The sequence below is a fragment of the Streptomyces sp. NBC_00310 genome (genome assembly GCF_036208085.1).
Taxonomy (GTDB): Bacteria; Actinomycetota; Actinomycetes; order Streptomycetales; family Streptomycetaceae; genus Streptomyces.
The window spans coordinates 4115447-4140501 of record NZ_CP130714.1; the positions used below are offsets into that span (position 1 = coordinate 4115447).

Genomic DNA, 25055 nt, shown 5'->3' on the forward strand with positions numbered 1-25055 from the left:
GCGGGAGACCTTGGTGAGGCGGACGGCGGGGGACGGGGCCGCCGTCGGCGAGCAGATCGCGGAGCCTCGCCGGAGCCGACGCTCGGCAGCTGGTCCAGCAGCGGCGGACGTCAGCGGCGAGGGTGCGCTTTCAGGGCTTCGAGGAAGGGGGCGAAGGCGGAGACAGGGAAAGTGAGGGTGCGGGTGGTGGGGGTCTTGGAGTCGCGGACGGCTATGTGGGTGGGGGTGGTCGCTATTTCCACGCAGTTGTCGCCGTCTCCGTCGCCGGAATAGGACGACTTTCGCCAGTTGCTGGGGACAGTCATGAAGTACCTCACAGCTCCTTCGCCAGACGCCCGATGAATTCGCGCGACTGCTCGGGGTCGAGCGCCCTCGCTCTCACTTGTCGGAAGCGAGCGCGATAGGTGGCCAGTTGATCCTCCGCATCAATGTAGAGCGCACCCGTGGGGCCGTCTCGGATCACCGTATCCAGTCTGGTCACGGTGCCGCCCACGTAGGTCATCGAGCTGCTGGCCCAGGAGAAGCCCTCCATGTCGAAGGGGACAACCCGCACACCGATGTGCTCCGCCTCGGAGACTTCCAGGAGGTGGGTGAGCTGCCCTCGTGCGGCGGCCCGGGTGCCGACCATGATGCGGAGCGCCGCTTCATGGATCACGGCGTCGAGGCGGATCGGCGAGGTTCCTTCGAGGACAGCACGACGCGCCATGCGATGGCGCACGCGCAACTCCAGTGCCTCTTCAGTCAGTTCGGGGACTCGTGTGGCGTGTACGGCACGGGCGTAGGCCTCGGTCTGCAGCAGACCCGGCACGTACAGGATCTCCAGGCAGGACTGGAACCGAGAGTGATGGTCCAGCTCGGCCAGGTCCAGGAACGGCGCGGGGAGCAGCCCCCGGTACTCCTCCCACCACCCACGTGTCCGCTCCGTGGCCATCTTGACCAGAGCATCGACGAACTCGACGTCCGTGCAGGCGTAGTGGCTCGCGAGGCGCCGGAGCCGTTGCTCACTGACGCCCGTGAGTCCGGATTCGATGTGGCTCATCTGGACACGGCTCACGCCAAGCAGCGCCGCCGCCTCGGTCGCGTTGAGTCCGGCCGCATCACGGAGTCTGCGCAGCTCCGTCGCCAGGCGCATCTGACGTGCGGTTGGCTCGCGCCTCAGAACCACTACTCACTCCTTGGTCCAACACTTTCGCCGGCAGCCTCGTTCGGGGTCAGATTACGCGACCAGCTTGCTAGGGATGAATTGTTAGGCCTACCTTCAGTGATGCACCGCACACGCTACGGAAGCGCACCGCCCCGTCCTGCCATGACGGCGTCGGCAATGCCACCGTGCTCGAAATCCCCCTCATCCCCACGGAGTCGATGACCCATGCCCGAAACCTGGGATTACACCCTTCAGATCCCCAACGACCTCAGGGCCGTGACCATCTGCCGTCGCACCCTGCGGCTGATCCTCACCATGCACGGCCTCATCGGGCTGGCGGACACGGCGGAGTTGCTCGCGGCGGAGCTGGTCTCCAATGCCGTACGGCACACGAAGGGGCCCGCCGCCCTCCGGGTGCGGCGGTCGGCGGAGGGCACGGTGTGGATCGGGGCGTGGGACGCCGATCCCGAACCGCCGCGACCGCCGCAGCAGTTGGAGGAGGTGGGGGAGCAGGAGGACGGGCGGGGGCTGGGACTCGTCGTGGCCTGCACGAAGTACTGGGGGTGGATGCCGTCGGCCAGGTTCGGCGAGCGGGGCAAGTACGTGTGGTGCGAGCTGGCGGCCGCGTAGAACGAAGGTCCGAGTACCTCGGCGGACGAGTCGGCTAACGCACCACGCGGTGGCGGAGGTAGACGATTCGAGAGCTGAAGGTGCGGGTCTCGACGAGTTCGAGATCCACCCGGCGCTCGTGCCGGGGGAAGAACGGAATGCCACCGCCGACCAGCACCGGGTAGACCACGGCCCGGTACTCGTCGATCAGACCCGCCGCGGCCGCCTCGGCGGCGAGAGTCGCGCCGCCGATCGCGATGTCGCCCTCCCCCGGCTCGGCCCGCAGCCGCTCGATCTCCTCGACCAGGCCACCGGAGGCCAGGCGGGCATTGCCCTGCACCGCCGACAGCGTGGTGGAGAACACCACCTTGGGGAGCGGCTTCCAGAGCGCGGTCCACTCGCGATCCGCGTCGTCGAGCGTCGGGTCCTGGTCGGCGGTCTCCCAGTACAGCATCGTCTCGTACAGCCGTCGTCCCATCACATGGACGCCGACCTCTCGGATCTCGTCGATCCAGAAGCGGAAGACCTCCGCGTCGGGGGCCGACCAGTCGAAGGTGCCGTCCGGCCCGACGATGTAGCCGTCGAGTGAGACGTTCATCGAATAGGTCACGCTGCGCATCAGCAGTCCTCCTCGGTAGCGGGTTCGACACTATGACCGCCGGACGCCTCAGGACTCATCGCGGCTCGCGGGATCCCTGGGCCGAGTCCCCTCACGAGACTCGGTCACGATTGGATTTCAGCCACTGCCGCACCCTTGCCACACAGCTGTGTAATCGATTCCAATCCTCCTCGTGTAATCGATTCCACGAGTGATCCACGAGGAGGTGGAGCGGCGATGGCCGGCATCAAGGACGTCGCGGCCGAGGCGGGGGTGTCCGTCGCCACGGTGTCGCGGGTGCTGAATGACCATCCGTCGGTCAGTGCGGACGCCCGCGCGCGCGTGCTGGCCGCCGTCGAGACGCTGGGGTACCGGCCGAACGCCGTCGCCCGGTCGCTGCGTACGGACCAGACCCGCACCCTCGGGCTGGTGATCAGCGACGTGATGAACCCTTACTTCACGGAGCTGGCCCGGTCCGTGGAGGAGGAGGCGCGGGCGCTCGGGTACAGCGTGATCATCGGGAACGCCGACGAGCGGCCGGATCTGCAGGACCACCACGTACGGACCCTGCTGGACCGGCGGATCGACGGGCTCCTCGTCTCCCCCACCGACGGCGGCTCCCCGCTGATGCTGGACGCCGCGCGGGCCGGGACGCCGATGGTGTTCGTGGACCGGTGGATCCCGGGGGTCGACGTGCCGGTGGTGCGGTCGGACGGGCGGGGCGCCGTCCGGGATCTCGTCGCGCATCTGTACGGGCTCGGGCACCGTCGGCTCGCGATCATCGCGGGGCCGGCGGCGACCACGACCGGGCGGGAGCGTGTCGAGGCCTTCCGGGAGGCCCTGGGCGAGCACGGGCTGCCGCTGCCGGACGGCTATATCGGGCAGGGCGACTTCCAGGCCGAGAGCGGGCGGCGGGTCACCGAGGGGTTCCTCGACCTGCCCGAGCCGCCCGAGGTCGTGTTCGCGGCCGACAACCTGATGGCGCTCGGGGCGCTGGACGCCATCCGCGCGCGGGGGATGCGCGTTCCGGAGGACGTCGGGCTGGCCGCCTTCGACGACATCCCGTGGTTCGTGCACACCGATCCGCCGATCACGGCGGTCGCCCAGCCGACGGGCGAGCTGGGACGGGCCGCCGTACGCGCCCTGGTCGACCGCATCGAGGGGCGGCCCCCGCGGTCCGTCACCCTCCCCGCCCGTCTCGTCGTACGCCTCTCGTGCGGCGAGTCCCCCGTCGACTCCCCCGTCGAGTCCCCCGTAACGAACAGGAGCGCGTCGTGAGCGACCCGGACGAGTTGCTGCGCATCGAAGGCATCAGGAAGACCTTCCCCGGTGTGGTCGCGCTGGACGGCGTCGACTTCGATCTGCGCCGGGGCGAGGTGCACGTCCTGCTCGGTGAGAACGGCGCGGGCAAGAGCACCCTCATCAAGATGCTCTCCGGCGCCTACACGCCCGACGCCGGGCGGATCCTGGCCGGTGGCGAGGAGGTGCGCATCCATGGTGCGCAGGACTCCGAGCGGCTCGGGATCGCCACCATCTACCAGGAGTTCAATCTCGTACCGGATCTGACGGTCGCCGAGAACATCTTCCTGGGGCGGCAGCCGCGCCGCTTCGGGATGATCGACCGCAAGCGGATGGAGGCCGAGGCCGCCGAGCTGCTGGAGCGGGTGGGCGTGAACGTGTCTCCACGCGCGCGCGTGCGTGAACTCGGCATCGCGCGGCTCCAGATGGTCGAGATCGCGAAGGCGTTGAGTCTCGACGCCCGCGTGCTGATCATGGACGAGCCGACCGCCGTGCTGACGACCGAGGAGGTCGAGAAGCTCTTCTCGATCGTGCGCCGGCTGCGTGAGGACGGGGTCGGGATCGTCTTCATCACGCATCACCTGGAGGAGATCGCCGCGCTGGGCGACCGGGTGACCGTCATTCGCGACGGGAAGAGCGTCGGACAGGTGCCCGCGAGCACGCCCCGGGACGAGCTCGTCCGGCTCATGGTCGGGCGGTCGATCGAGCAGCAGTATCCGCGGCAGCAGGGCGAGGCCGACGCCGGGGAGGCGTTGCTCGTCGTCGAAGGGCTCTCCCGGGACGGGGTGTTCCATGACGTGAGCTTCGAGGTGCGGGCCGGTGAGGTCGTCGGTGTCGCGGGGCTCGTGGGGGCCGGACGTACGGAGGTCGTGCGCGCGGTGTTCGGCGCCGATCCGTACGACAAGGGGGCCGTGAAGGTCGCCGGGGCCCCGGTTCGCCGGGACGACGTCAACGCGGCGATGACGGCCGGGATCGGGCTCGTCCCCGAGGACCGCAAGGGCCAGGGGCTGGTGCTCGACGCGTCCGTCGAGGAGAACCTGGGTCTGGTGACCCTGCGGGGCGCGACCAGGGGCGGGTTCGTCGACCTCAAGGGGCAGCGGGAGAGCGCGGCCCGGGTCGCCGAGCGGCTCGGGGTCCGGATGGCCGGGCTGCACCAGCACGTACGCACCCTCTCCGGTGGCAACCAGCAGAAGGTCGTCATCGGCAAGTGGCTGCTCGCGGACACCAAGGTGCTGATCCTCGACGAGCCGACGCGCGGGATCGACGTCGGCGCGAAGGTCGAGATCTACAAGCTGATCAACGAGCTGACGGCCGCCGGTGCCGCCGTTCTGATGATCTCCAGTGACCTGCCCGAGGTGCTCGGTATGAGCGACCGGGTGCTGGTCATGGCCCAGGGGCGGATCGCGGGCGAACTGGCCGCCGCCGAGGCCACCCAGGACGCCGTGATGGCGCTCGCGGTCTCCCATCCCACCAACCTCACCAGTGACAAGGAGGCCCCCCGTGGCCGCTGACACGCTCAAGAGCACGACGGGCGCGAGTGGCGCCTCGGGAGCCTCGGGGCTTCGCCGTCTGCTGCTCGACAACGGCGCGCTGACCGCGCTCATCGTCCTCGTCGTCGCGATGTCGGTGCTGTCCGGCGACTTCCTGACGGCCGACAACCTGCTCAACATCGGCGTCCAGGCCGCCGTCACCGCGATCCTCGCGTTCGGTGTGACCTTCGTGATCGTCTCGGCGGGCATCGACCTGTCGGTCGGTTCGGTGGCGGCGCTGTCGGCCACCGTCCTCGCCTGGAGCGCCACCTCGGAGGGCGTACCGGTCTGGATAGCCGTGATCCTCGCGATCGTCACCGGCGTCGCGTGCGGTCTCGTCAACGGCTTCCTCATCTCGTACGGGAAGCTGCCGCCGTTCATCGCCACGCTCGCCATGCTGTCGGTGGGGCGCGGTCTGTCGCTGGTGATCTCGCAGGGCAGCCCGATCGCGTTCCCGGAGTCGGTGTCGCACCTCGGTGACAACCTGGGCGGCTGGCTGCCGGTGCCGGTCCTGGTGATGCTGGTCCTCGGCGGTGTGACGGCCGTGATCCTGGGGCGTACGTACATCGGGCGTGCCATGTACGCGATCGGCGGCAACGAGGAGGCGGCCCGGCTGTCCGGGCTGCGGGTGAAGCGGCAGAAGCTCGCGATCTACGCGCTGTCCGGTCTGTTCGCCGCCGCCGCGGGCATCGTGCTCGCCTCCCGGCTCTCCTCCGCGCAGCCGCAGGCCGCGCAGGGCTACGAGCTGGACGCGATCGCGGCGGTCGTCATCGGCGGCGCCTCGCTGGCCGGCGGTACGGGCAAGGCGTCGGGGACGCTGATCGGCGCGCTGATCCTGGCGGTGCTGCGGAACGGGCTGAACCTGCTGTCCGTCTCCGCCTTCTGGCAGCAGGTCGTCATCGGTGTCGTGATCGCGCTGGCGGTGCTGCTCGACACCGTGCGGCGGAAGGCGGGGGCGACTCCGGTTCCGGCGGGTGCCGGTGGTTCCGGGGACCGGAAGAAGCAGGCGGTGACGTATGTGCTCGCCGCTGTCGTCGCGGCGGCCGTCGTGGGTGCGACCTCCTTCCTGCACAGCGGGTCGTCGGCGGCGAAGAGCGAGAAGATCGGGCTGTCGCTGTCGACGCTCAACAACCCCTTCTTCGTGCAGATCCGGGCCGGTGCGCAGGACGAGGCGAAGAAGCTGGGGGTGGACCTGTCCGTCACCGACGCGCAGAACGACGCCTCGCAGCAGGCCAACCAGCTGCAGAACTTCACCAGCGAGGGCCTCGGCACGATCATCGTCAACCCGGTGGACTCCGACGCGGTGACCCCGGCGGCGAAGGCCGTCAACAAGGCGGACATCCCGCTGGTGGCCGTCGACCGCGCGGTCAACGGCGCGGACACGGCCGCGCTCGTCGCCTCCGACAACGTCAGCGGCGGTGAGCTGGCCGCCAAGTCGCTCGCCGAGAAGCTGGGCGGCAAGGGCGAGATCGTCATCCTCCAGGGCCAGGCGGGCACCTCCGCCAGCCGGGAGCGCGGCGCCGGCTTCGCCGAGGGGCTGAAGGCCTACCCGGGCATCAAGGTGCTGGCCAAGCAGCCCGCCGACTGGGACCGCACCAAGGGCCTCGACGTGATGACGAACCTCCTCCAGGCCAACTCCGGCGTCGACGGCGTCTTCGCGGAGAACGACGAGATGGCGCTCGGCGCGATCAAGGCGCTCGGCTCCCAGGCCGGCAGGTCCGTCCAGGTCATCGGCTTCGACGGCACCGCCGACGGGCTGAAGGCCGTCGAGGCGGGCACGCTGTACGCGTCGGTCGCGCAGCAGCCCGCCGAACTCGGCAGGATCGCGGTGCGCAACGCGGTGAAGGCCGCCAAGGGCGAGAAGGTCGAGAAGTCGGTGATGGTGCCGGTGAAGGTGGTCACGTCCCAGAACGTGGCCGAGTTCAGCGGCTGACGAAGGAGCACGCATGTACGACTACGACCTCCTGGTCGTGGGTTCGGCCAACGCCGACCTGGTGATCGGTGTCGAGCGGCGGCCGGGGGCCGGGGAGACCGTGCTCGGCTCCGACCTGGCCGTGCATCCGGGCGGCAAGGGTGCCAACCAGGCGGTGGCGGCGGCCCGGCTCGGGGCGCGTACGGCGCTGCTGGCCCGGGTCGGTGACGACGGCAACGGGCGGCTGCTGCTCGACTCGCAGCGCGCGGCCGGGGTCGACACGGCGGGGGTGCTGGTCGGCGGGGCGCCCACCGGGGTCGCGCTGATCACGGTGGACCCGTCGGGCGACAACAGCATCGTGGTGTCGCCGGGCGCCAACGGGAAGCTGACCCCCGAGGACGTACGGGCGGCGGAAGGTCTGCTGCGGGCGTCCCGGGTGGTCTCGGCCCAGCTGGAGATCCCCTTGGAGACGGTGGTGGAGGTCGTACGGCGGCTGCCGGAGGGCGTCCGCTTCGTGCTGAACCCGTCGCCGCCGCGGGAGTTGCCCACCGAGGTGCTGGCCGCCTGTGATCCGCTGATCGTCAACGAGCACGAGGCGCAGGTCATCGTCGGGGGTGAGCTGGCGGGCTCGCCGAAGGACTGGGCGCGGGCGCTGCTGGCGCTCGGGCCGCGTTCGGTGGTCGTCACGCTGGGAGCGGAGGGCGCGCTGGTCGCGAACGCCGAGGGCAGTGCGCGGGTGCCCGCCGTGAAGGTGGACGCCGTGGACACCACGGGGGCCGGGGACGCGTTCACCGCGGCGCTGGCGTGGAAACTGGGCACGGGCTCGGAGCCGGCCGCGGCCGCCGCGTACGCGGCCCGGGTGGGGGCCGCCGCCGTCACCCGGGCCGGGGCGCAGGTGTCGTTCCCGACCGCCGAGGAGGTCGCCGCACTGTGAAGCGGGCCGGGATACTCAACCGTCATCTGGCGGGCGCCATAGCCGAGTTGGGGCACGGGCACGGGGTGCTGGTGTGCGACGCGGGGATGCCGGTGCCCCAGGGGCCGCGGGTGGTCGACCTGGCGTTCCGGGCCGGGGTGCCGTCCTTCGCGGAGGTGCTGGACGGGCTGCTCGACGAGATCGTGGTCGAGGGGGCGACCGCCGCGTACGAGGTGCGCGAGGCGAACCTGGGGGCGACGACACTGCTGGAGGACCGCTTCCCCGAGCTGGAGCTGGTCTCCCACGAGAGGCTGAAGGACCTGTCGGCGGACGCGCGGCTGGTCGTACGGACCGGGGAGGCGCGGCCGTACGCGAATGTGCTGTTGCGGTGCGGGGTGTTCTTCTGAGCAGTTGAATCGTCCCCTCCCTGAAGGGAACACGTTTCGAGGGGCCCGGTCCAGTGGACCGGGCCCCTCGGCTTTCCCCTCCGTGTCAGAACCCCCGCGATCCCCCCGGATCCCCCTCCGAGAAGCCCTGATGCCACGTACGACCCGCGATGCAGCGGAAGGGTTGCACGGTGTCCGAGAATTTCTTTGGTATGCCAATGCCGGGTCAGGGGGACACGACGGGCGTGGAGGCGGAATCACGGGAGCCGCGCCACAAGGCTGTTCGAATTATGTCCCGATGATGTCACTTCGCAGGCAAGTGCGTTGCGGGTGCAACGCGTTGTGGGAGAGCATGTTCGGGACGTAGGTGAACCGGACACACGGGGGTGGACACGACGTGAAGTTCGACATGGGGTCGACGACCCTGGCGGAACTCGGCAAGAGCACGCTCGGTTCGAGCGACGACCTCGGGACGCTGATCCAGCTGCTGATCAGCGCGGCGGAACCGCTGGAGGGCAAGTTCAACGGCGCCGGCAAGCTGGCGTTCGACTCGTTCAAGAACCGCGCGGACGAGATCACCGCCGACCTGAACGGCTCGCTCGCCGCGATCCTGGGCGGCCAGTCGGGCATGGACAACGCGTTCGGCACCGGTGACGTGGAGTCCCAGGACAACGCCAACCAGAACATGGGCCTGGCCAACTTCGACGCGGCCCGCTTCGGCGCCCGATAACCAGGATCGACAGGATCAAGGGGGAAGTCTCCATGGCTCAGAACCAGGACCGCCGTTCGTACGACACCGGGGCCTCGGGCGAGGTGCAGACCGCGCTCGGCACGATCGTGGGGCAGTTGGAGCGGGTCCTCGGCGACCGCGACGCCGCCGTCAAGGCCGCGATGACCGAGTTCCAGGCCGACGGGGTCTCGGACGACTACCACGGCAAGGAAGAACGCTGGAAGAAGGCCGCGGACGAGGTCCGCGAGATCATCCGCCTGGTGCGCACCACGCTGGAACAGAACGACGGCACCGCGCAGTCCACGCTGGCCAAGGCCCGCGCGGCGGTCGACCAGATCGGCTGACGGAACGGATCGGCTGACAGAGAAGTGATCGAGGTCCCGTAGCCGTGGCAGCGCAGGATTACGACAGCCAGTTGCTGGAGTCGGTGTCGGTGCGGCGTCGACGGCTGCGGGACGCCCTGTTGTTCGGGGCGCAGCGGCAGCGGCGCTCGGTGGACGAACGCATCGGGAAGATCTTCGCCGGGATCGTCATCGCGGCGGTGTTGTGCGCGGGATGTGTGGGGTGGTCTTTCGTGTCGAACCGCATCATCGGAAAGAGCCCGTACGGAGGTTCTGTGCAGCCGTCGGTCACGCCGTCCGGCACTCCGTCCGGCACTCCGTCCGCCTCGGTTTCCACAGCGGTTTCCACAGCCCCGACCAGCTCTTCTACCCGGTGATAGGTTCGATCGCGTGATGTCTACGGGGACGTTGGGGCAGGCCACGGGCGGTGCGCGTACGGCGCTCAGCCGGGTCACGCTGGTGGGTGAGCGGCGCCGGGTCGATCTCGTGCTGCCGTCGCGGGAACCGGTCGGGCTGCTGCTGCCGGAGATCATGCGGCTGCTCGACGACCAGGTCGGCGGGCGGCCCGAGTTGCGGCATCTGGTCACCGCGGACGGTTCCGCGCTGGCGCACGACAGCACGCTGGAGTCGTCCGGGGTTCCGGACGGCGCCGTACTGCGGCTCGTCCGGGCCGAGGACGCGCCGTCGGCGCCCGTGGTGCACGACGTCACGGACGAGGCGGCCGAGGATCTCGACACCCGGGGCCGTCGCTGGCGGCCCGCCACGCGCCGGGTCACCGCCGGGTTCGCCACGGTGGGCTGGGCCCTGGCCGCCGGGATGTTCGCACGGGCCGTGTACGAGCCCGGGGTCGTCGCCGGCGCGCTGCTCGGCGTCGCGCTGGTGGCCGCGCTCGCGGGTGCGCTGCTGGGGCGGGCCGAGAAGCGGGGGCTGGCGACGACACTGATCGCGACGGCCGGTGCGCTGGGGCTGCTCGGCGCTGCGACGTTGGCGGAAGCACAGCAGTGGTCCGGGACGCCGCGGGTCGCGGCCATGGCCACGGCCGGGGTCGTCCTGCTCGTCCTCCTCGGGCTGTTCACCCCGCTCGGGCGCGGTGGGCTGGTCGGGGCGGGGGCGCTGGCCGGGGCCTCGGTGTGCTGGCTGGGTGTCGCCGCGGCCGTGTCGGGTGCGGTGTCGTCGTCGGTGACGGAGCAGGCCGAGGTGGGGGCCGTTCTCGCGGTGGTCTCCGTGGTCGTGCTCGGGCTGCTGCCCAGGCTGGCGCTGATGGCGTCGGGGCTCTCCGGCCTCGACGACCGGCGTTCCGGGGGCGCCTCCGTGAGCCGCTTCCAGGTGTCGGCGGCGCTCACCGCCACGCACCGCGGGCTGGCCCTGGCGACGGTCACCATGGCCGTCTCGGCCACCGCGGCCGGGGTGTTCGCGCTGCGCGCGCCCACCAAGTGGACCGTGCTGCTGGCCGTCGTCACCATGGTCGTCCTCGCGCTGCGCGCGCGGGCGTTCCCGCTGGTCGTCGAGGTCGTGGTGCTGTTCGGCGCGGCGGCCGTGCTCGCCGTGCGGCTGGTCTCGGCGTGGCTGGAGCACTCCGGCGAGGCGGCCGGTCCGCTCGCCGTCCTCGTCCTGCTCGCCGTCCTTCCGCTGCTGGTGCTCGCCGTGCAGCCCGCCGAGCACGTACGTGTACGGCTCCGGCGCTTCGGCGACACCCTCGAATCCATCGGCGTCATCACTCTGTTCCCGCTGCTCATCGGGGTGTTCGGCGTGTACGGACGACTGCTCGACACGTTCGCCTAGGAGTTGGGGGCCGCACATGGCGCAGGCAGGGGACTGGCAGCGGGATGTGCTGCGTGAGCTGGGCCGACAGGATCGGGCCGACGGGGGCGACGCTGCCGCACCCGGGTCCGAGGAGGTGCCCGCCCGGCGGGCCGAGCCGACGCTGAGGCTGGTGCGGTCGGCGCCGACGGACCCGCCCGAGCCGACGGCGACACCCGCGGCGCCCGAGGCACCCGAGCCGCCGGGGTCCGCGCAGGGGGGCGGGGGCGACCGGTCCGCCCGACCGGCACCGGCACCGGCACCGGCACCGGCCCACGGCACGCCTGCCGGGCAGCCGCCCGCGCAGCCGGCGTTCGTCGCGCAGCCGCCGGTTCGCGTGGTCGCGGACCCGCCGGTGCGGGAGATGCCCGTCGTGCGACAGCCGGTCCAGCGGACACCCGGCGCACCACCACCGGGACAGCCGGCGCACGTCGCGCAGGCGCCGGGACAGCCGGGGCACGTCGCACCACCGCCGGGACAGCCGGGGCACATCGCACCACCACCGGGACAGCCGGGGCACATCGCGCAGCCGCCGGTTCGGCCGGGGCCCGTTGCACAGCCGCCGGTTCAGCCGGGACACGTCGCACAGCCGCCGGTTCAGCCGGGGCCCACCGCACAACCGCCGGGACAGCCGGGGCACATCGCGCAGCCGCCGGTTCAGCCCGGTGCGCACCCGCCGGTCGTGCCGCCCGTCGTACGGCCGTCCGCGTCGCACACCCCCGCCGTGGATCCCCGCACGGGGCTCCCCCGGGCCGCCGCGCAGCCGCCCGGTGCGCCCGGTGCGCCGGGTGCGCCCGGTGACGCGGATCGGGCGGGGCAGCCCGGCGGATACCCCCCGCCGGGGCCCGGGGAATCCCCGGCCGCCCCCGTCCCCCGTGGCTCCCGTGTGCCCCAGACCCCCGTGCCGGCCCCCGACTCGGTGCCCACGATCGATCCTCGGCTCGCCCATGCGCTCGGGCGGCCGCAGCACGGGGAGTCGGTGGCCCGGCGGACGGGGCGGTCGATCCGGAAGCTGACCTCTTCGGCCGCGCAGGACGTGGCGGAGGAGACCCGGATCGCGCGGGAGTTGCAGCAGCCGGTGACGACAGGGCGGGTGATCGCCGTGACGTCGATCCGGGGCGGGGTCGGGAAGTCGACGATGGCCGCGCTGCTGGGGCGGACGTTCAACCACTACCGGCACGACCCGGTGCTGACGATGGAGGCGGACGCGGCGCTGGGCACCCTGCCGGTGCGGATGGGGGCCGACTCGGTGCGCTGGGCGGCGGGCGACCTGGCGCAGATCCTCAACCCGGCGATGCAGCTCACCGATGTCACCGGGTACCTGGTGCCGGTGTCGGACGGCGGCTGGCTGCTGCCCGGGAGCCAGGGCCGGGTCGGGGCCCCGCTGGACATCCGTACGTACCGCACGGTGACCCTCGCGCTGCGGCGGTACTTCGCGGTGACGGTGGTGGACTGCGAGACGCTGCCCGGCGAGGTGGCCCGTACGGCGATGGACACGGCCCACGCGCGCGTGGTCGTCGCGCCCATGACCGCCGAGGGGGTCAACGGCACCCGCCAGGTCCTGGACTGGCTCGGTCAGCTGCCGCACTCCGCGCTCTCCTCGACCGTCGTCGCGCTGACCGCGGGCTCCCCCGACGTCACGCTGGACCTCAGGACGGCCGTCGCCCACCTCAAGGAGTCCGGCGTCCACGTCGTCCCCGTCCCCTACGACCGCCACCTCGCCCAGGGCGGCCCCATCCGCACGGCTCTGCTGGGCCAGGAGACCCGTGAAGCGGCGATCACGCTGGCGGCGGAAGCGATGACCCGGGCGGTGAGGATGCGATGACCGGCCACCGGGGACCCGCGACGACCACGGCAGGCGCGGCAGCCACGGCAGGCACGGCAGGCACGCGAGCGACACAAGAAGGGGTCCGTCCGTGACCCAGCAGTTGATCCATCGGCCCGCGCGGAGCACCCGGCCGCTCGGGACCGCCGGGGCCCGGACGATCGAACCGCCGCCGAACCTCCCGGAGGGCAAGGCGGGGACGGCCGCGACGGCGTTGCTGCCAATGGCCGGTGTCATGGGCTCGGTCGTGATGATGACCGTGATCCGGAACAGCCAGTTCGCGGCACTCGGCGCGATCGTGCTGGTCTTCGCGCTGCTCGGCGCGGTCGCCCTCTTCCTCTCCCAGCGCGGCAAGGCCCAGCGCACCCGGCGTACGCAGCGCGAGCGGTATCTGGAGTATCTGGAGGAACTGCGCGAGGAGTTCGGCGCCGACGAGCGGCAGCGGCGGCAGCTCGCGCGGGTGCTCGATCCGCCCCCGGAGGCGCTCTACGACCTCGTGCGCGACCCGGCCCGGCTCTGGGAGCGGCGGCGGCAGGACCCGGACTTCCTGCGGGTGCGGGTCGGTACCGGTGACATACCCGTGGCGGATCTGGCCATCGGGCAGAACCAGGGCGGGGTGCTGACCCCGCCGGACCCGTTCATGCTGAACGAGGCGCGGGCGCTGCTGGCCCGCTACTCCGTCGCCAACGACTGCCCGATCACGGTGCCGTTGGACCGCGCGGGCAACGTCAGCGTGGTCGGCGACCGGGAGGGGGTGCTGCGGGTGGCCCGCGCGCTCCTCGTCCAGGTCGCCGTCTCGCACGCGCCCGACGACGTGGCCGTGGCGCTCGGGGTGCCGGGCGAGCGGCTGGCGGACTGGGAGTGGGCCAAGTGGCTGCCCCATGTGCTGGACTCGCAGGAGCACGACGGTCCGGTGGCGGCCCGCCGGATCGCGCCGAGCCTGCCGCAGCTGGCCCGGCACTTCCGGCACGAGCTGGGCCGGCGTGCCTCGTACGCGGCGGAGGTGCGCCGGGGGCTCGCCGACCGCAAGGCGCTGGGGCTGGCGTCCCGCATGCTCGTGGTGAGCGACGAGTACGGGGAGACGGCCGCCGAACTGCCGCGTCCCGACACGGCGGTCGGGCTGCCGGACATGGGCGTCACCGTGCTGCATCTGCTGGCGGAGCAGGTGCACGAGCCCGACCAGGTGTCGGTGCGGATCACCGTGCGGGGCGACCAGGTCGTCGTGGAGGACCTTCGTGACCCGCAGGCGCATCTCGATACGGCCGGAGCACCCCGCACGGCCGCGCACGGCACCTCCGACCACGTCACCGCCGCCGGTGCCGAAGGGCTCGCCCGGCTGCTCGCGCCGCTGCGGCTGTCCGCCGAGTCGGCCGCCGAGGGCACCCCGGTCACCGGGCCCGTCGACTTCCCGGGCCTCCTCGGCATCGACGACCCGGCCGTCCTGAACCTGGTGGATCTCTGGGCGCCACGCGCCGAGCGGGAGTTCCTGCGCGTGCCCATCGGTCTGACCGACCGTCATGAGCCCGTCCTGCTCGACCTCAAGGAGTCCTCGGAGCTGGGCATGGGCCCGCACGGGCTGTGCGTCGGCGCGACCGGCTCGGGCAAGAGCGAGCTGCTGCGCACCCTGGTGCTGGCGCTCGCCGCCACCCACTCCCCCGAGGACCTGGCCCTCGTCCTGGTCGACTACAAGGGCGGCGCGACCTTCGCCCCGTTCACCGAACTCCCGCACGTGGCCGGTGTGATCACCAACCTGGAGAACCAGGCGGGGCTCGTCGAGCGCGTGCACTCCAGCCTCGCGGGCGAGGTCAAGCGGCGGCAGCAGGTGCTGAAGGACGCGGGGAACGTGGCCGACATCGGGCACTACGCCGCGCTGCGCGCGACCCGGCGACCGGACCTCGAACCGCTCCCCCACCTCTTCGTCGTGATCGACGAGTTCGGTGAACTCCTCACCGCCAAGCCGGACTTCATCGACCTGTTCCTGTCCATCGGCCGCATCGGCCGTTCCATCGGCGTGCATCTGCTCCTCTCCAGCCAGCGCATCGAGGGCGGCAAGCTCAAGGGGCTGGACACCTATCTCTCGTACCGGCTGGGGCTGCGCACCTTCTCCGCCGACGAGTCGCGGACCGTCCTCGACACGACCGACGCCTTTCACCTTCCGCCGCTGCCGGGCTTCGGTTACCTGAAGGTGGACACCTCGACGTACGAGCGGTTCAAGGCGGGGTACGTGTCGGGCGCGTACCGGGGGCCCGCACTGGTCGCACAGGAGGACGACACGCCGCCGGCCTGGACGTATCCGACGTACAACACGCTCGACAGCGGGCCCGCGAACGAGGTCGCCGACGAGCCCAGGGCGACCAAGCGGGAGACCGGGCCGACCGTGATGTCGGTGATGGTGGACCAACTCGCCTCCGCCGCACGGCCGGTGCGGCGGATCTGGCTGCCGCCGCTGCCCGACGCGATCACGCTGGACGCGGCGGCCGGGCCCGTGCAGGTGGACGAGCGAGGGCTTCAACTGGCGGGCGGGAAAGGCCCCTTGCGGGTGCCGCTGGGCGTGCTGGACGATCCGGCGAAGCAGTGGCAGGGGCACTGGGTGCTCGATCTGACGGTCGCCGGCGGTCACGCGGCGGTGATCGGCGGCCCGCAGTCCGGCAAGACGACACTGCTGCGGACCCTCGCGCTGTCCCTCGCCACCACCCACACACCCGCCGAAGTCGCCATCTACGGGCTCGACCTGGTCGGTGGCGGACTGTCCGCCCTCTCCGGTCTGCCCCATGTCGGCGGTATCGCCGGGCGGGCCGACCGGGAGCGGGCGGCGCGGACGGTCGCCGAGGTGCGGACGATGCTGATCGAGCGGGAGGAGCTGTTCCGCGAGCACGGGATCGACTCCGTCGACCAGCTGCGGCACCTGCGCGGGCAGGGCGGGCTGCGCGAGCTGGGGTCCACCGACGTCGTGCTGCTCATCGACGGGTTCGGGGCGCTGCGTGACGAGTTCGCCGAGCTGGACGACACGGTCGTGGACCTGCTCAAGCGCGGTGGCGGGTACGGCATCCATGTCGTCGGGGGCATGCTGCGCTGGAACGACGTGCGGATCGCCACGCAGTCGATGTTCGGGACGCGGGTGGAGCTGCGGCTCAACGACCCGAGCGATTCGAGCGTCGACCGCAAGCTCTCCGAGACGCTGTCGCCCGACACTCCGGGGCGCGTCCTGACCGACGGCAAGCTGTTCGCGCAGGCGGCCCTCCCCCGCCTCGACGGACGGCCGTCGAGGGATGACCTCGGTCCGGCGCTGGAGGACGCGGCCCGTACGATCCGCTCCACCTGGCATGGTGAACTGGCCGCGCCCGTACGGGTGTTGCCGACCCGGCTGGCGTCCGACCGGCTGCCGTCGGTCGTCGCCGAACCGAACCGGGTGCCGATCGGTGTGGACCAGGACGCCCTCGCGCCCGCTCTGCTGGACCTGTTCGGCTCGGACCAGCATCTGCTGATCCTGGGCGACAACGAGTGCGGCAAGACAAACCTGCTGAAGCTGGTCGCGGCACAGCTCGTGGAGCGGTACTCGGACGAGGAGCTGGTCTTCGGGGTCTTCGACCCCAGGCGCGGGCTGCGGGGTGTGATCCCGGAGCCGTACCGGGGCGGGTACGCGCACAACGCGAAGCTCGCGGCGGGGCTGTCGACGGGTATCGCGAGCGAGCTGGAGAAGCGGATGCCGGAGAGCGCCGACCCGGACGCCCTGACCGACGAGCCCGCGTTCAAGGGGCCACGCATCGTGATCCTGGTCGACGACTACGACATCCTCACCACCGCCGGGCAGCAGCCGCTGTCGCCGTTCCTGCCCTATGTGTCGTCGGCCCAGGACATCGGGCTGCACTTCGTGATCACGCGGCGGGTGGCGGGCGCCTCCCGGGCGATGTACGAGCCGCTGCTGCAGACCCTCCGCGAGACCGGTACGGCCGCGCTGCTCATGACCGGTGAGCGGAGCGAGGGCCAGCTCTTCCCCGGCCTGTACGCCTCGGCGCAGCCGGCGGGGCGGGGCACGCTGGTCCGCCGGGGCCGGGCCCACCAGCTGATCCAGACCGCCGTGGCAACCGACGGCGCCCCCGAAGGACTCTCGCCGTGACCCCCGAAGGACCCCACTCGGGACCGAACCCCCAAGGACTGTCTCTGTGACCAAGGACGTCATCGCCCTCACCCCGAAGATGCCCGACGTCTGGGCCCTCATGGCGAGTCTGTACGCCGGCGGCTCCGACCTGGACCTGTCGGCGGCGGCCGACGGCGCGGTCGTACAGCTGCACGGGCCCGGCGGGCATCCGCTGGTGTCCGTGGAGTCGCCGGTGCTGGTGCGGGTGCCGGGTGAGGCGGAGCGGCTGCTCGGGGTCCACGACATGGAAACCCCCTTCTGGTGGACGGAGGCGCGGGCCTCCACCGCCGTCCCGGAGGCGGAGAAACTCGCGGGGGTGGTGTGCGGGCGGCTCAACGCGCTGCTGGGCGGCTCGACCTGGCCCCCCGGGGCGGCGAGCACCAAGGCCGTGGACGTGTCCGCCGTGCCGTCGGCGGGGTCGGGGCAGCCCGCCGTGGACGTCGTGACCGAGCACGCGGCCGTCGTCCTCGTCGACCGGCCGGTGGTGGCCCTGACCAGCTGGCTCGCGGAGATCATGCGCACGGCCGTGGCGTCCCGGCGGTCCCTGCAGATCGTCACGCCGCCCGGCGTACGCCTGACCACCGCCGCCCGTACGACGCTCGCCCGCGTCCCCAACCGCTGGGTCGTCCAGGACCCGGAGTGCGGCTACTACGACGGGCTGTCGGGGGCGGTGCTGCGCTGGCGGGACGGGGCGTTCTCGCCCGCGTTCGCCGAGGACGGGACGGCGGCCGTGGCCGCCGCGTTCACGCGCCCGGTGGGCAGCCCGACGAACGGTCCGGCGAACGGACCGGTGGGCAGCCCTGCGAGCAGCCCGGCGGACGAGGCGCCCGGACGGCAGCTGATCGTCGCCCTGCGCACGGTGCACAGGGCCGACGAGCGGCTGCTGCTGGGCGGCGCGCTGGAGGCGGCCTGGAAGGCGCTGACGGGGACGGCACCGGCGGGCTGGGGCACGGCCGAGCCGGTCAACCTCCCCTGGTCGCCACGGCAGGTGACCGACCTGGCCCGGGAGCGGGCGCCCGAGCCGTCGCAGCTGATCGTGGTCGGCACCCCCGAGCGGCCGGCCATGGCGACGGTCCGGGTGACACGGACGACGAAGGGCGTGGAGGAGGACGTCGTCCTGACGGTCGGGTACGCGGCCGTCGAGGAGCCGCCGCTGGACCGGATCGAGCCGCTGGCCGACACGCTGGTCCGGGAGCACGGGCTGCGGACCATGCTGACCTCGGTGCGCGTGGCGCGGGCCGACCTGACGACCGCGCCCCGTCTGGAGGGGCCGCCGCTGCCCGTGGCCTTCACGCTCGGCCCGGACGACGTGCACACCATCGGGCTGGCCCACGCGCGCCGGCCACCGGTCGAGGTCCGGGCGAAGCGCCTCGGCCCGACGGCCCGTCCGGCGCTGCACTACCCCCTCGGGGACGGCTCGGACGCGGAGGCGTGGGGGCGGTTGCAGCAGCTCACGGCCCATCTCAAGGGCGATCATTCCCAGCCATCCGCCCCTGCTCAACGCGGGTGACTCGCGTCACTAACTCAACGACCAATACGAGCAGTACGAGCTCTGACGGGTGAGGGATTTACCGGCCTGACCTGGGTCTCTAACCTCCCGGCAACAGCTGCCAGAAGGCACGCGCCAGGAGGAGAACCATGGCCAGATCCAGCCACAGCGGCACCGGGCACACCGTCGGCCCCGTCATCGGAGCGGCGTCCGTGTACCGGCGCCCCGTCCGGCGCCCCCTCGCGGCGGCGTTCGCCGCGACCCTCGCGCTCGGCACCCTGGCCGCCTGCGGCGGCGACACCGAGGACGCGCCGAAGGTGGCGGAGAACAAGATCTCGGCGGGCCAGGTGCCGGACTACTACCCCGCGGACTACGCGGACCTGATCGAGGCGGCGGAGAAGGAGGGCGGCAAGCTCACCGTCTACTCGAACCTCGGCGACGAGAACATGGCGCCGATCGTCCGGGACTTCAAGAAGAAGTACGACTTCATCAAGACGGTCTCCGTCAACGAGCTGGACAGCGACGAGCTGTTCCAGAAGACCCTGTCCGAGAACGCGGCCGGCTCCTCCCCGGCGGACGTGCTGATCTCCAGCGCGGCGACCGCGTGGGCGGACTTCTCGGCCCGCAAGGACACGGTCCTGGAGTACAAGTCGCCGGAGCTGGAGGAGCTGGGCGAGAGCGCGGAGCTGCTGCCGAGCGTGTACTCGATGTCGCAGGACCCGATGACGATCGCGTACAACACGTCGCTGATGGAGACCCCGCCGACCACGCTGACGGACTTCGCGAAGATCGTCACGTCGGACGAGGACAAGTTCAAGAACAAGGTGACGGTCCGCGACCCGGAGGGCTCGTTCGGCTTCACCGTCACGCGGGCGCTCACCGAGGGCAACCCGGAGGCGTGGGACGACCTGGAGAAGATCCTTCCGCTGACCCGCCCGGAGACCTCCTCCGGCACCCAGCTGGAGAAGATCGTCGCCGGTGAGTACACGGCCGGCTTCCTGATCAGCGCCTCCCCCGCCTACCCGGTCGTCGAGGACAGCGCGGGCCTGGTGAAGATCGTCTTCCCGAAGGACGGCACGGTCGTCCTGCCGCGCGGTCTCGGTATCGCCGCCGAGGCGCCGCACCCGGCGACCTCGAAGCTCTTCCTGGACTTCGCCCTCTCCGACGAGGGCCAGCGCGCGGTCGCCGAGGGCGGTCTGGCGTCGTACCGCGAGGGCGTGAAGGGCGAGGGCCTGCACACCTACCAGGAGGTCGTCGACGCGGTCGGCGAGGAGAACATCATCCACGTCAAGTACGAGCAGGTCGCGAAGGACGACGCCGCCGCCTGGCAGGAGCGCTTCGACGGACTCCGCAAGTAGGCAGCCCCGGGACGATCGGAGTCAGAACAGATGTCAACCCTCACCCAGCCGCCGCGCACTCCCGCCGGCGAGTCGCCCACGGAGACGTTCAGGCCGCCGCGCTACCGCCGACCCCTCGGCATCGGACGGGACACGGTCGTCCAGTACGCGGTCCTGGCGTTCCTCGCCGTCCTGGTGCTGGCCCCGATCGTCCCGACCCTCTACCAGAGCATCCGCAACCGCCCGCTCTACGAGGCGGGCGGCGCCTTCACCCTCAGCGGCTACACCGACCTCTTCACCAAGGCCGGGTTCGGTGAAGTCGCCCTGAACACCCTGCTGTTCGCCTCGCTGACGACGATCCTCAGCCTGGCCATCGCCATCCCGATGGCGATCGTGGTGGTCCGCACGAAGCTGCCGGGCGGCCGGCTGGTCGCCCTGGCGATGCAGTGGCCCTTCTTCATCTCCTCGCTGATCCTGGGCTTCGGCTGGATCATCATGTACGGCCCGGCCGGGTTCGTCAGCGTCAAGGTGCAGCAGGTCTTCGGCGGGGTGCCGTGGAACCTGTACTCGATCCCCGGCATGGCGCTCACGGAGGCCGTGGCGCTCGCCCCGATCGCGTACGTCTTCTGCGCCAACGCGCTCCGCCAGTCGGACGCTTCGCTGGAGTCGGCCGCCCAGGTCTGCGGCGCGGGCCCCTTCCGGATCCTCGCCCAGGTGATCGTCCCGCTGCTGCGGCCCCCGATCGTCTACTCCGCGATCCTCGTCTTCTCCGTCTCCATCGAGACGCTGAGCGTGCCGCTGCTGTACGGCCAGCCGGTCAGCATCGACGTCTTCTCGACCTTCCTCTACCACAACGGACTTCAGTCGGTGGATCCCGACTACACGATGCTGGGCGCCGCCTCCACGGTGATCCTCGTGGTCACGCTGAGCCTGGTCGCCGTACAGGCGAAGCTGCTGAAGGACGCGGCCCGGTTCGTGTCCGTGCGCGGCAAGGTGACCCGGCCGCGCAAGCTCGACCTGGGCTGGCTGAAGTGGGTGAGCATCGCGTGCATCTGGTTCTACGTGATCGTCGGCGCCCTGATCCCGATCGCGGGGCTGGTGATGCGGTCCTTCACCCTCGTCTTCACGCCGCTCCAGTCGCCGTTCAGGACGGTCACGACGAAGAACTACGAGCTCGTCTTCGACTCCGACAACTACGTGCAGTCGCTGTGGAACAGCCTCATCGTGGCCGGGGTCGGCTCGGTGGTGGTCAGTGTCCTCGCCGTGTTCGCGGTGATGGTCGCCCGCCGCTCCACGTTCAGGTGGGGCCGGGCGGTCGAGTACCTCGCCCTCATCCCCCAGTCCCTGCCCGGCATCATCATCGGTATCGGCTTCTTCTGGGCCTTCGCGCTCGCCCCGTTCGGGATGGGCTCGGTCCTCCAGGGCACGATCTACGCCGTCATCATCGCCTTCGGCATGCGGGCCCTGCCCAGCGCGTTCGGCTCGGTCGCCCCGGCGATCATGCAGATCGGCGGTGAGCTGGACAACGCGGCCCGGGTCTCCGGCGCCGACTGGCTGATGACCTTCTTCCGTGTCCTGCGGGCGCTGATCACGCCGGCGTTCGCCGGAGCCCTGGTGCTCACCTTCGTGATCATGCTCAAGGAGTACTCCCCGGCCGTCTTCCTCAGCTCGGCCGACAACAACATCCTCGGCACCACCATGCTCAGTCTCTGGACGCAGGGCAGGGCCGGATCCGTCGCCGCGCTGGCCACCCTCCAGATCGGCATCACCGCGGTCTTCGTCGCACTCGCGGGACTGCTCATGAAGGGAAAGCACCATGCCTGAGGTGACCGTCAAGAACCTCGCCAAGACGTTCGGCGACAACTCCGTCCTGCGCGATGTCACCTTCACCATCAGGGACGGCGAGTTCTTCACCCTGCTCGGCGCGAGCGGCTGCGGCAAGTCGACGACGCTGAACTGCATCGCGGGGCTGGAGCAGCCCACGGAGGGCTCGATCGCGGTGGGCGGGAAGCCGTTCGTGGATGCCGGGGCGGGGATCTTCCTCCCGCCCGAGGAGCGCAACCTCGGCATGGTCTTCCAGTCGTACGCGCTGTGGCCGCACATGACCATCGCGAAGAACCTGGCCCTCCCCCTCAACATCCGCAAGGTGCCGAAGGACAGACAGAAGACCCTGATCCACGAAGCCCTGGACAAGGTGGGCCTGGCCGCGCTGAGCGGCCGCTACCCCCACCAGCTCTCCGGCGGCCAGCAGCAACGCGTCGCGCTGGCACGGGCGTTGGTCTACTCGCCGACGGTCCTGCTGCTCGACGAGCCGCTCTCCAACCTGGACGCCAAGCTGCGCGAGCAGGCCCGTGCCTGGCTCAAGCGGCTCCAGGAGGAGCTGGGCATCACGACCGTCTACGTCACCCACGACCAGGACGAGGCGCTGGCGCTCAGCGACCGGATCGCCGTGATGGAGGGCGGCAACATGATCCAGATCGGCACGCCGCACGAGATCTACGAGCGGCCCGCCGCGCCCGCCGTCGCCGCGTTCGTCGGCCGCTGCAACTTCCTCACCGGCAAGGTGGTCAGCCTGGACGGCACCCGGCACACCGTGCTCCTCGACGCCAGCGGGGAGATCGTACGGGTCGACAGCGACCAGCGGGTCCCGACCGGCGACTCCGTCACCGTGGCCGTCCGCCCCGAGCGCCTGGAGGTCGTGGCCTCGGCCGAGACACCGGCCGGCGTGAACCGGCTCGACACCCAGGTCATCACCAGCTCCTACGTCGGCTCCCGCTACGAGTACGACGTCCGCCTCGGCGGCCAGGTGGTGCAGGTGCTGAGCGCCAACGGGGGGTTGGCGGGGGAGGTGGCACTGGTCTTCGACCCGGGGCACGCGCTCCTCTACGCCGACAAGGTCGAACTGCCGCAGGACCAGCGGGACTTGCTGACGGTCCCGTAGCGACGGGACGCCCTGCGCGCTCACATTCCGGCGTCGGCTCCCCGCATCCGGTCCGCCAGGTGCGGGAGTTCGCCGGGAGTGCCACACAGCAGTACGCGGAGCCGGAATCCGTCCGGGTACACGCGCCGCCCTCCTCCTCGTCCCGCAGGACGGCGGCGATGCCGGCGAACACCTCCAGCGGAACGGCGAGCACCCACGAGCGGCGCCACAGGGCCTCCCGGTATCGCGGATCTCGACATCCCCGCGCCACCAAGAGGCCCTGCGGTCATGCGCCGCACCGGTGGAGACGGCACCTCACCACTCATGGTCCGGACACGGGCCCGGGTGAGACGCGCGCGGGCCCGCGCTCACAGCTCGGGCTTCGGACTGCTGTTACTGGGGTCCAGGAACAGTTTCCAGAGGGCGGTGATGAGGACCGCCCACTCCGACGCCTGGTTGTCGCCCCTCTGCTGCGCTATCCCCAGGAGGTCGCTGTTGCTTGATTCGAACTCCGGGTTGTTGACGGGGTCGTCGTTGCTGTCGGGGCCCGGGGTCGCCGGCCCTTCGGCGGGCTGGTCGGCCAGTTCCTCGGCGGTGGGCGTCTCCTCCGTGACCCGCAGATCGGCGGCGCCCGCCGTGGGGTTGGGGCAGGTGATGGCCCCGCCGCTCTCCCGGCACACGGGGGCGGGCACGGGCATGGTCACGTCCGATGCGTTGGGGCCCTCCAGGTACTGATAGAGGTGGAAATCCGTGTAGTGGTTGGGGGTGTAGAAGATGAAGCCGTTGACGTTGTCCCGGACGATCCGCTCGTCACCGCGGTTCGTGCCCCGGGTCGGCCGGATGTCGATGTCGTACTCAAGGAGCTGCGGCTCCTGCGTCCCGGGTATGTTCCGGATGAACTCGGTGAGATCCCCGGAGGCGGCGTCGAGGAAGAAGCCTCCGCGCATGATGAAGCCGACCCGGTTCGTCGTCGCGCTCGTGGGGTCGTTGGGGTCGGTCATGTCGATCCGGTCGGTCCGCCTGCCGAAGGGGAAGCCCCGGCTCATCCAGTAGGCGATCGCGGTATCCAGTTTCTCCGTCGGGAACTGGAAGGTCTTACCGTCGTCGACGGCCGCGCTCGCCTGCTGCCCCTGGGACGCGGCAAACCATGTTCCGCCGCCCAGCAGCGTCGCCACGGCGAGGAAGATCGCCAGGAACTTCCCACTGAGCCATCGGGAACGGCGTTTGTGCTTACGGGCGTTCCCCGGGATGCCGTCCGTAAGGTCGTCCTGATATCCCCTTGGCCCGTCGGGGGCCGATGCCGTTCTTTCCGAAGTCATACGTGAGTCCCCTTCTCGCACTCGGCTGAAGCCGCTGCCCGGATTCAGCGCCGCGTGGGGAGTCTCACCCGCCCTCACAGGCCCCGCACAGAGTCAAATATCCCAACCCGCCGGTAGAGATCGACAGGATTCCTGTCTGTTGAGTCCGGCAGGGACAGGCATCACACCCCCCTCCACCCCGTTCATCTCGGGATGCGCTTGACCATGGAGAGCCAGCGAGGCAGATCGATTTCGGCCAGTACGGTCTTGCCGGGCGGGTTCCGGTGCCGCACCTCCCAGCGGTCGACCATGGCCTCCACGAGGGTGAGGCCGCGCCCGTACTCGTCGAGCGGCCGGGCGGGGCCCACCTCACCAGGGCCCGGCAGCAGGCGTTCGGCGCGGGTGTCGGTGACCTCGATGCGGAGGGAGCCGGTGGGCAGGGAGAGGCGGAGTTCGAAGTCCCGGCCCGGGACGCGGCCGTGGGTCACCGCGTTCGCGACCAGCTCCGCCACGACCACCTCGGCACGCTCGGACGCCTCCGAGCCGTACCGGATGCCCCAGGTGTGCAGCTGGTTCAGGGCCAGATGTCTCGCCAGGCGGGCGCCCAGCGGGGTCGAGCTGAAGCGTTGCGTGAACATCGGTGCCGTGAAGGCGTGTTGCACGGCGGACGGTGCGGTCATGCCGCCAGCGTGGCCCGAGGGAAGGCCGGTTCACCAGCTCCGCGCCGCGTACGCCACGCGAGCGTACGCGGTTACTCACTGGACGGTACTGGTGACGTACCGTCACC

At 71.2% G+C, this 25055-nt stretch carries 21 protein-coding genes; 15 read left to right on the forward strand and 6 right to left on the reverse strand.

Annotated elements, in window-relative coordinates; translation table 11 throughout:
• Positions 1–110 precede the first annotated feature (110 nt).
• Positions 111–305 carry a DUF397 domain-containing protein gene (locus OG202_RS18010; RefSeq protein ID WP_327729639.1) on the reverse strand — a complete coding sequence of 65 codons (195 nt, stop codon included), beginning with the start codon at positions 303–305 and terminating at the stop codon, positions 111–113.
• An 8-nt stretch (positions 306–313) separates the two neighbouring features.
• Positions 314–1165 carry a helix-turn-helix domain-containing protein gene (locus OG202_RS18015; protein ID WP_327729638.1) on the reverse strand — a complete coding sequence of 284 codons (852 nt, stop codon included), beginning with the start codon at positions 1163–1165 and terminating at the stop codon, positions 314–316.
• Positions 1166–1369: 204 nt separating this feature from the next.
• Here OG202_RS18015 and OG202_RS18020 point away from each other — a divergent pair, with 204 nt between their 5' ends.
• Positions 1370–1774, forward strand: a complete 405-nt coding sequence (locus tag OG202_RS18020; protein ID WP_327729637.1) for an ATP-binding protein — start codon at positions 1370–1372, stop codon at positions 1772–1774.
• A gap of 34 nt (positions 1775–1808) precedes the next feature.
• On the opposite strand, the gene OG202_RS18025 is transcribed toward OG202_RS18020, so the two are convergent.
• Complete coding sequence (locus OG202_RS18025; protein WP_327729636.1) at positions 1809–2372, reverse strand: dihydrofolate reductase family protein; 564 nt, start codon at positions 2370–2372, stop codon at positions 1809–1811.
• Between the two features lie 216 nt (positions 2373–2588).
• On the opposite strand from OG202_RS18025, the gene OG202_RS18030 reads away from it, so the two are divergent.
• The 7 genes from OG202_RS18030 (at position 2589) to OG202_RS18060 (ending at position 9464) form a co-directional block, all read left to right on the forward strand.
• Positions 2589–3629 carry a LacI family DNA-binding transcriptional regulator gene (locus OG202_RS18030; RefSeq protein WP_327729635.1) on the forward strand — a complete coding sequence of 347 codons (1041 nt, stop codon included), beginning with the start codon at positions 2589–2591 and terminating at the stop codon, positions 3627–3629.
• Positions 3626–5161: a sugar ABC transporter ATP-binding protein gene (locus tag OG202_RS18035; protein ID WP_328223121.1), complete on the forward strand. Its 1536-nt coding sequence runs from the start codon at positions 3626–3628 to the stop codon at positions 5159–5161. The genes OG202_RS18030 and OG202_RS18035 overlap by 4 nt, the downstream gene beginning before the upstream one ends.
• Complete coding sequence (locus tag OG202_RS18040; protein WP_328223122.1) at positions 5151–7112, forward strand: ABC transporter permease/substrate-binding protein; 1962 nt, start codon at positions 5151–5153, stop codon at positions 7110–7112. The genes OG202_RS18035 and OG202_RS18040 overlap by 11 nt, the downstream gene beginning before the upstream one ends.
• A gap of 13 nt (positions 7113–7125) precedes the next feature.
• Entirely contained in the window at positions 7126–8025 is a 900-nt protein-coding gene (locus OG202_RS18045) for a ribokinase (RefSeq protein WP_327729632.1), read from the forward strand.
• A complete protein-coding gene (rbsD, locus tag OG202_RS18050) occupies positions 8022–8411 on the forward strand; it encodes a D-ribose pyranase (RefSeq protein WP_327729631.1) in 390 nt (129 codons plus the stop codon). The genes OG202_RS18045 and rbsD overlap by 4 nt, the downstream gene beginning before the upstream one ends.
• 376 nt (positions 8412–8787) lie before the next feature.
• Positions 8788–9120, forward strand: coding sequence for a hypothetical protein (locus OG202_RS18055; RefSeq protein WP_326582685.1), 333 nt, complete (start codon positions 8788–8790; stop codon positions 9118–9120).
• Between the two features lie 32 nt (positions 9121–9152).
• Positions 9153–9464: a pore-forming ESAT-6 family protein gene (locus OG202_RS18060; RefSeq protein WP_045557645.1), complete on the forward strand. Its 312-nt coding sequence runs from the start codon at positions 9153–9155 to the stop codon at positions 9462–9464.
• Between the two features lie 58 nt (positions 9465–9522).
• On the opposite strand, the gene OG202_RS18065 is transcribed toward OG202_RS18060, so the two are convergent.
• Positions 9523–9798, reverse strand: coding sequence for a hypothetical protein (locus OG202_RS18065; RefSeq protein ID WP_326582684.1), 276 nt, complete (start codon positions 9796–9798; stop codon positions 9523–9525).
• Positions 9799–9854: 56 nt separating this feature from the next.
• Between OG202_RS18065 and eccD the strand changes: the two genes are divergently transcribed.
• From eccD to OG202_RS18100, 7 genes are all read left to right on the forward strand, one after another.
• The gene (gene eccD, locus OG202_RS18070) at positions 9855–11243 is read left to right on the forward strand and encodes a type VII secretion integral membrane protein EccD (RefSeq protein ID WP_327729630.1); all 1389 of its coding nucleotides are present in this window, start codon (positions 9855–9857) and stop codon (positions 11241–11243) included.
• A gap of 904 nt (positions 11244–12147) precedes the next feature.
• Positions 12148–13086 (forward strand): type VII secretion protein, encoded by a 939-nt coding sequence (locus OG202_RS18075; protein ID WP_328223123.1) that lies wholly within the window; start codon positions 12148–12150, stop codon positions 13084–13086.
• A 91-nt stretch (positions 13087–13177) separates the two neighbouring features.
• Positions 13178–17203 (forward strand): type VII secretion protein EccCa, encoded by a 4026-nt coding sequence (eccCa, locus tag OG202_RS18080; protein ID WP_328223124.1) that lies wholly within the window; start codon positions 13178–13180, stop codon positions 17201–17203.
• 46 nt (positions 17204–17249) lie between these two features.
• Entirely contained in the window at positions 17250–18734 is a 1485-nt protein-coding gene (locus OG202_RS18085; RefSeq protein WP_328223125.1) for a DUF6177 family protein, read from the forward strand.
• 128 nt (positions 18735–18862) lie between these two features.
• On the forward strand, positions 18863–20071 hold the full coding sequence (locus OG202_RS18090; protein ID WP_326582679.1) for an ABC transporter substrate-binding protein: 1209 nt from the start codon (positions 18863–18865) through the stop codon (positions 20069–20071).
• Between the two features lie 30 nt (positions 20072–20101).
• A complete protein-coding gene (locus OG202_RS18095; protein ID WP_326582678.1) occupies positions 20102–21874 on the forward strand; it encodes an ABC transporter permease in 1773 nt (590 codons plus the stop codon).
• Positions 21867–22991 carry an ABC transporter ATP-binding protein gene (locus tag OG202_RS18100; RefSeq protein ID WP_326582677.1) on the forward strand — a complete coding sequence of 375 codons (1125 nt, stop codon included), beginning with the start codon at positions 21867–21869 and terminating at the stop codon, positions 22989–22991. Before OG202_RS18095 ends, OG202_RS18100 begins: the two co-directional genes overlap by 8 nt.
• Before the next feature lie 347 nt (positions 22992–23338).
• Here the strand turns inward: OG202_RS18100 and OG202_RS18105 are convergent, their stop codons facing one another.
• Positions 23339–24289, reverse strand: a complete 951-nt coding sequence (locus OG202_RS18105; protein WP_326582676.1) for a hypothetical protein — start codon at positions 24287–24289, stop codon at positions 23339–23341.
• 182 nt (positions 24290–24471) lie between these two features.
• Entirely contained in the window at positions 24472–24948 is a 477-nt protein-coding gene (locus tag OG202_RS18110) for an ATP-binding protein (RefSeq protein WP_328223126.1), read from the reverse strand.
• Positions 24949–25055: the final 107 nt, after the last annotated feature.

Coding starts and splice junctions, on each gene's coding strand:
- OG202_RS18010 (WP_327729639.1), bottom strand. CDS start 305: ATGACTGTCCCCAGCAACTGGCGAAAGTCGTCCTATTCCGGCGACGGA.
- OG202_RS18020 (WP_327729637.1), top strand. CDS start 1,370: ATGCCCGAAACCTGGGATTACACCCTTCAGATCCCCAACGACCTCAGG.
- OG202_RS18025 (WP_327729636.1), bottom strand. CDS start 2,372: ATGCGCAGCGTGACCTATTCGATGAACGTCTCACTCGACGGCTACATC.
- OG202_RS18030 (WP_327729635.1), top strand. CDS start 2,589: ATGGCCGGCATCAAGGACGTCGCGGCCGAGGCGGGGGTGTCCGTCGCC.
- OG202_RS18045 (WP_327729632.1), top strand. CDS start 7,126: ATGTACGACTACGACCTCCTGGTCGTGGGTTCGGCCAACGCCGACCTG.
- OG202_RS18060 (WP_045557645.1), top strand. CDS start 9,153: ATGGCTCAGAACCAGGACCGCCGTTCGTACGACACCGGGGCCTCGGGC.
- eccD (WP_327729630.1), top strand. CDS start 9,855: ATGTCTACGGGGACGTTGGGGCAGGCCACGGGCGGTGCGCGTACGGCG.
- OG202_RS18090 (WP_326582679.1), top strand. CDS start 18,863: ATGGCCAGATCCAGCCACAGCGGCACCGGGCACACCGTCGGCCCCGTC.
- OG202_RS18095 (WP_326582678.1), top strand. CDS start 20,102: ATGTCAACCCTCACCCAGCCGCCGCGCACTCCCGCCGGCGAGTCGCCC.
- OG202_RS18100 (WP_326582677.1), top strand. CDS start 21,867: ATGCCTGAGGTGACCGTCAAGAACCTCGCCAAGACGTTCGGCGACAAC.
- OG202_RS18105 (WP_326582676.1), bottom strand. CDS start 24,289: ATGACTTCGGAAAGAACGGCATCGGCCCCCGACGGGCCAAGGGGATAT.
- OG202_RS18110 (WP_328223126.1), bottom strand. CDS start 24,948: ATGACCGCACCGTCCGCCGTGCAACACGCCTTCACGGCACCGATGTTC.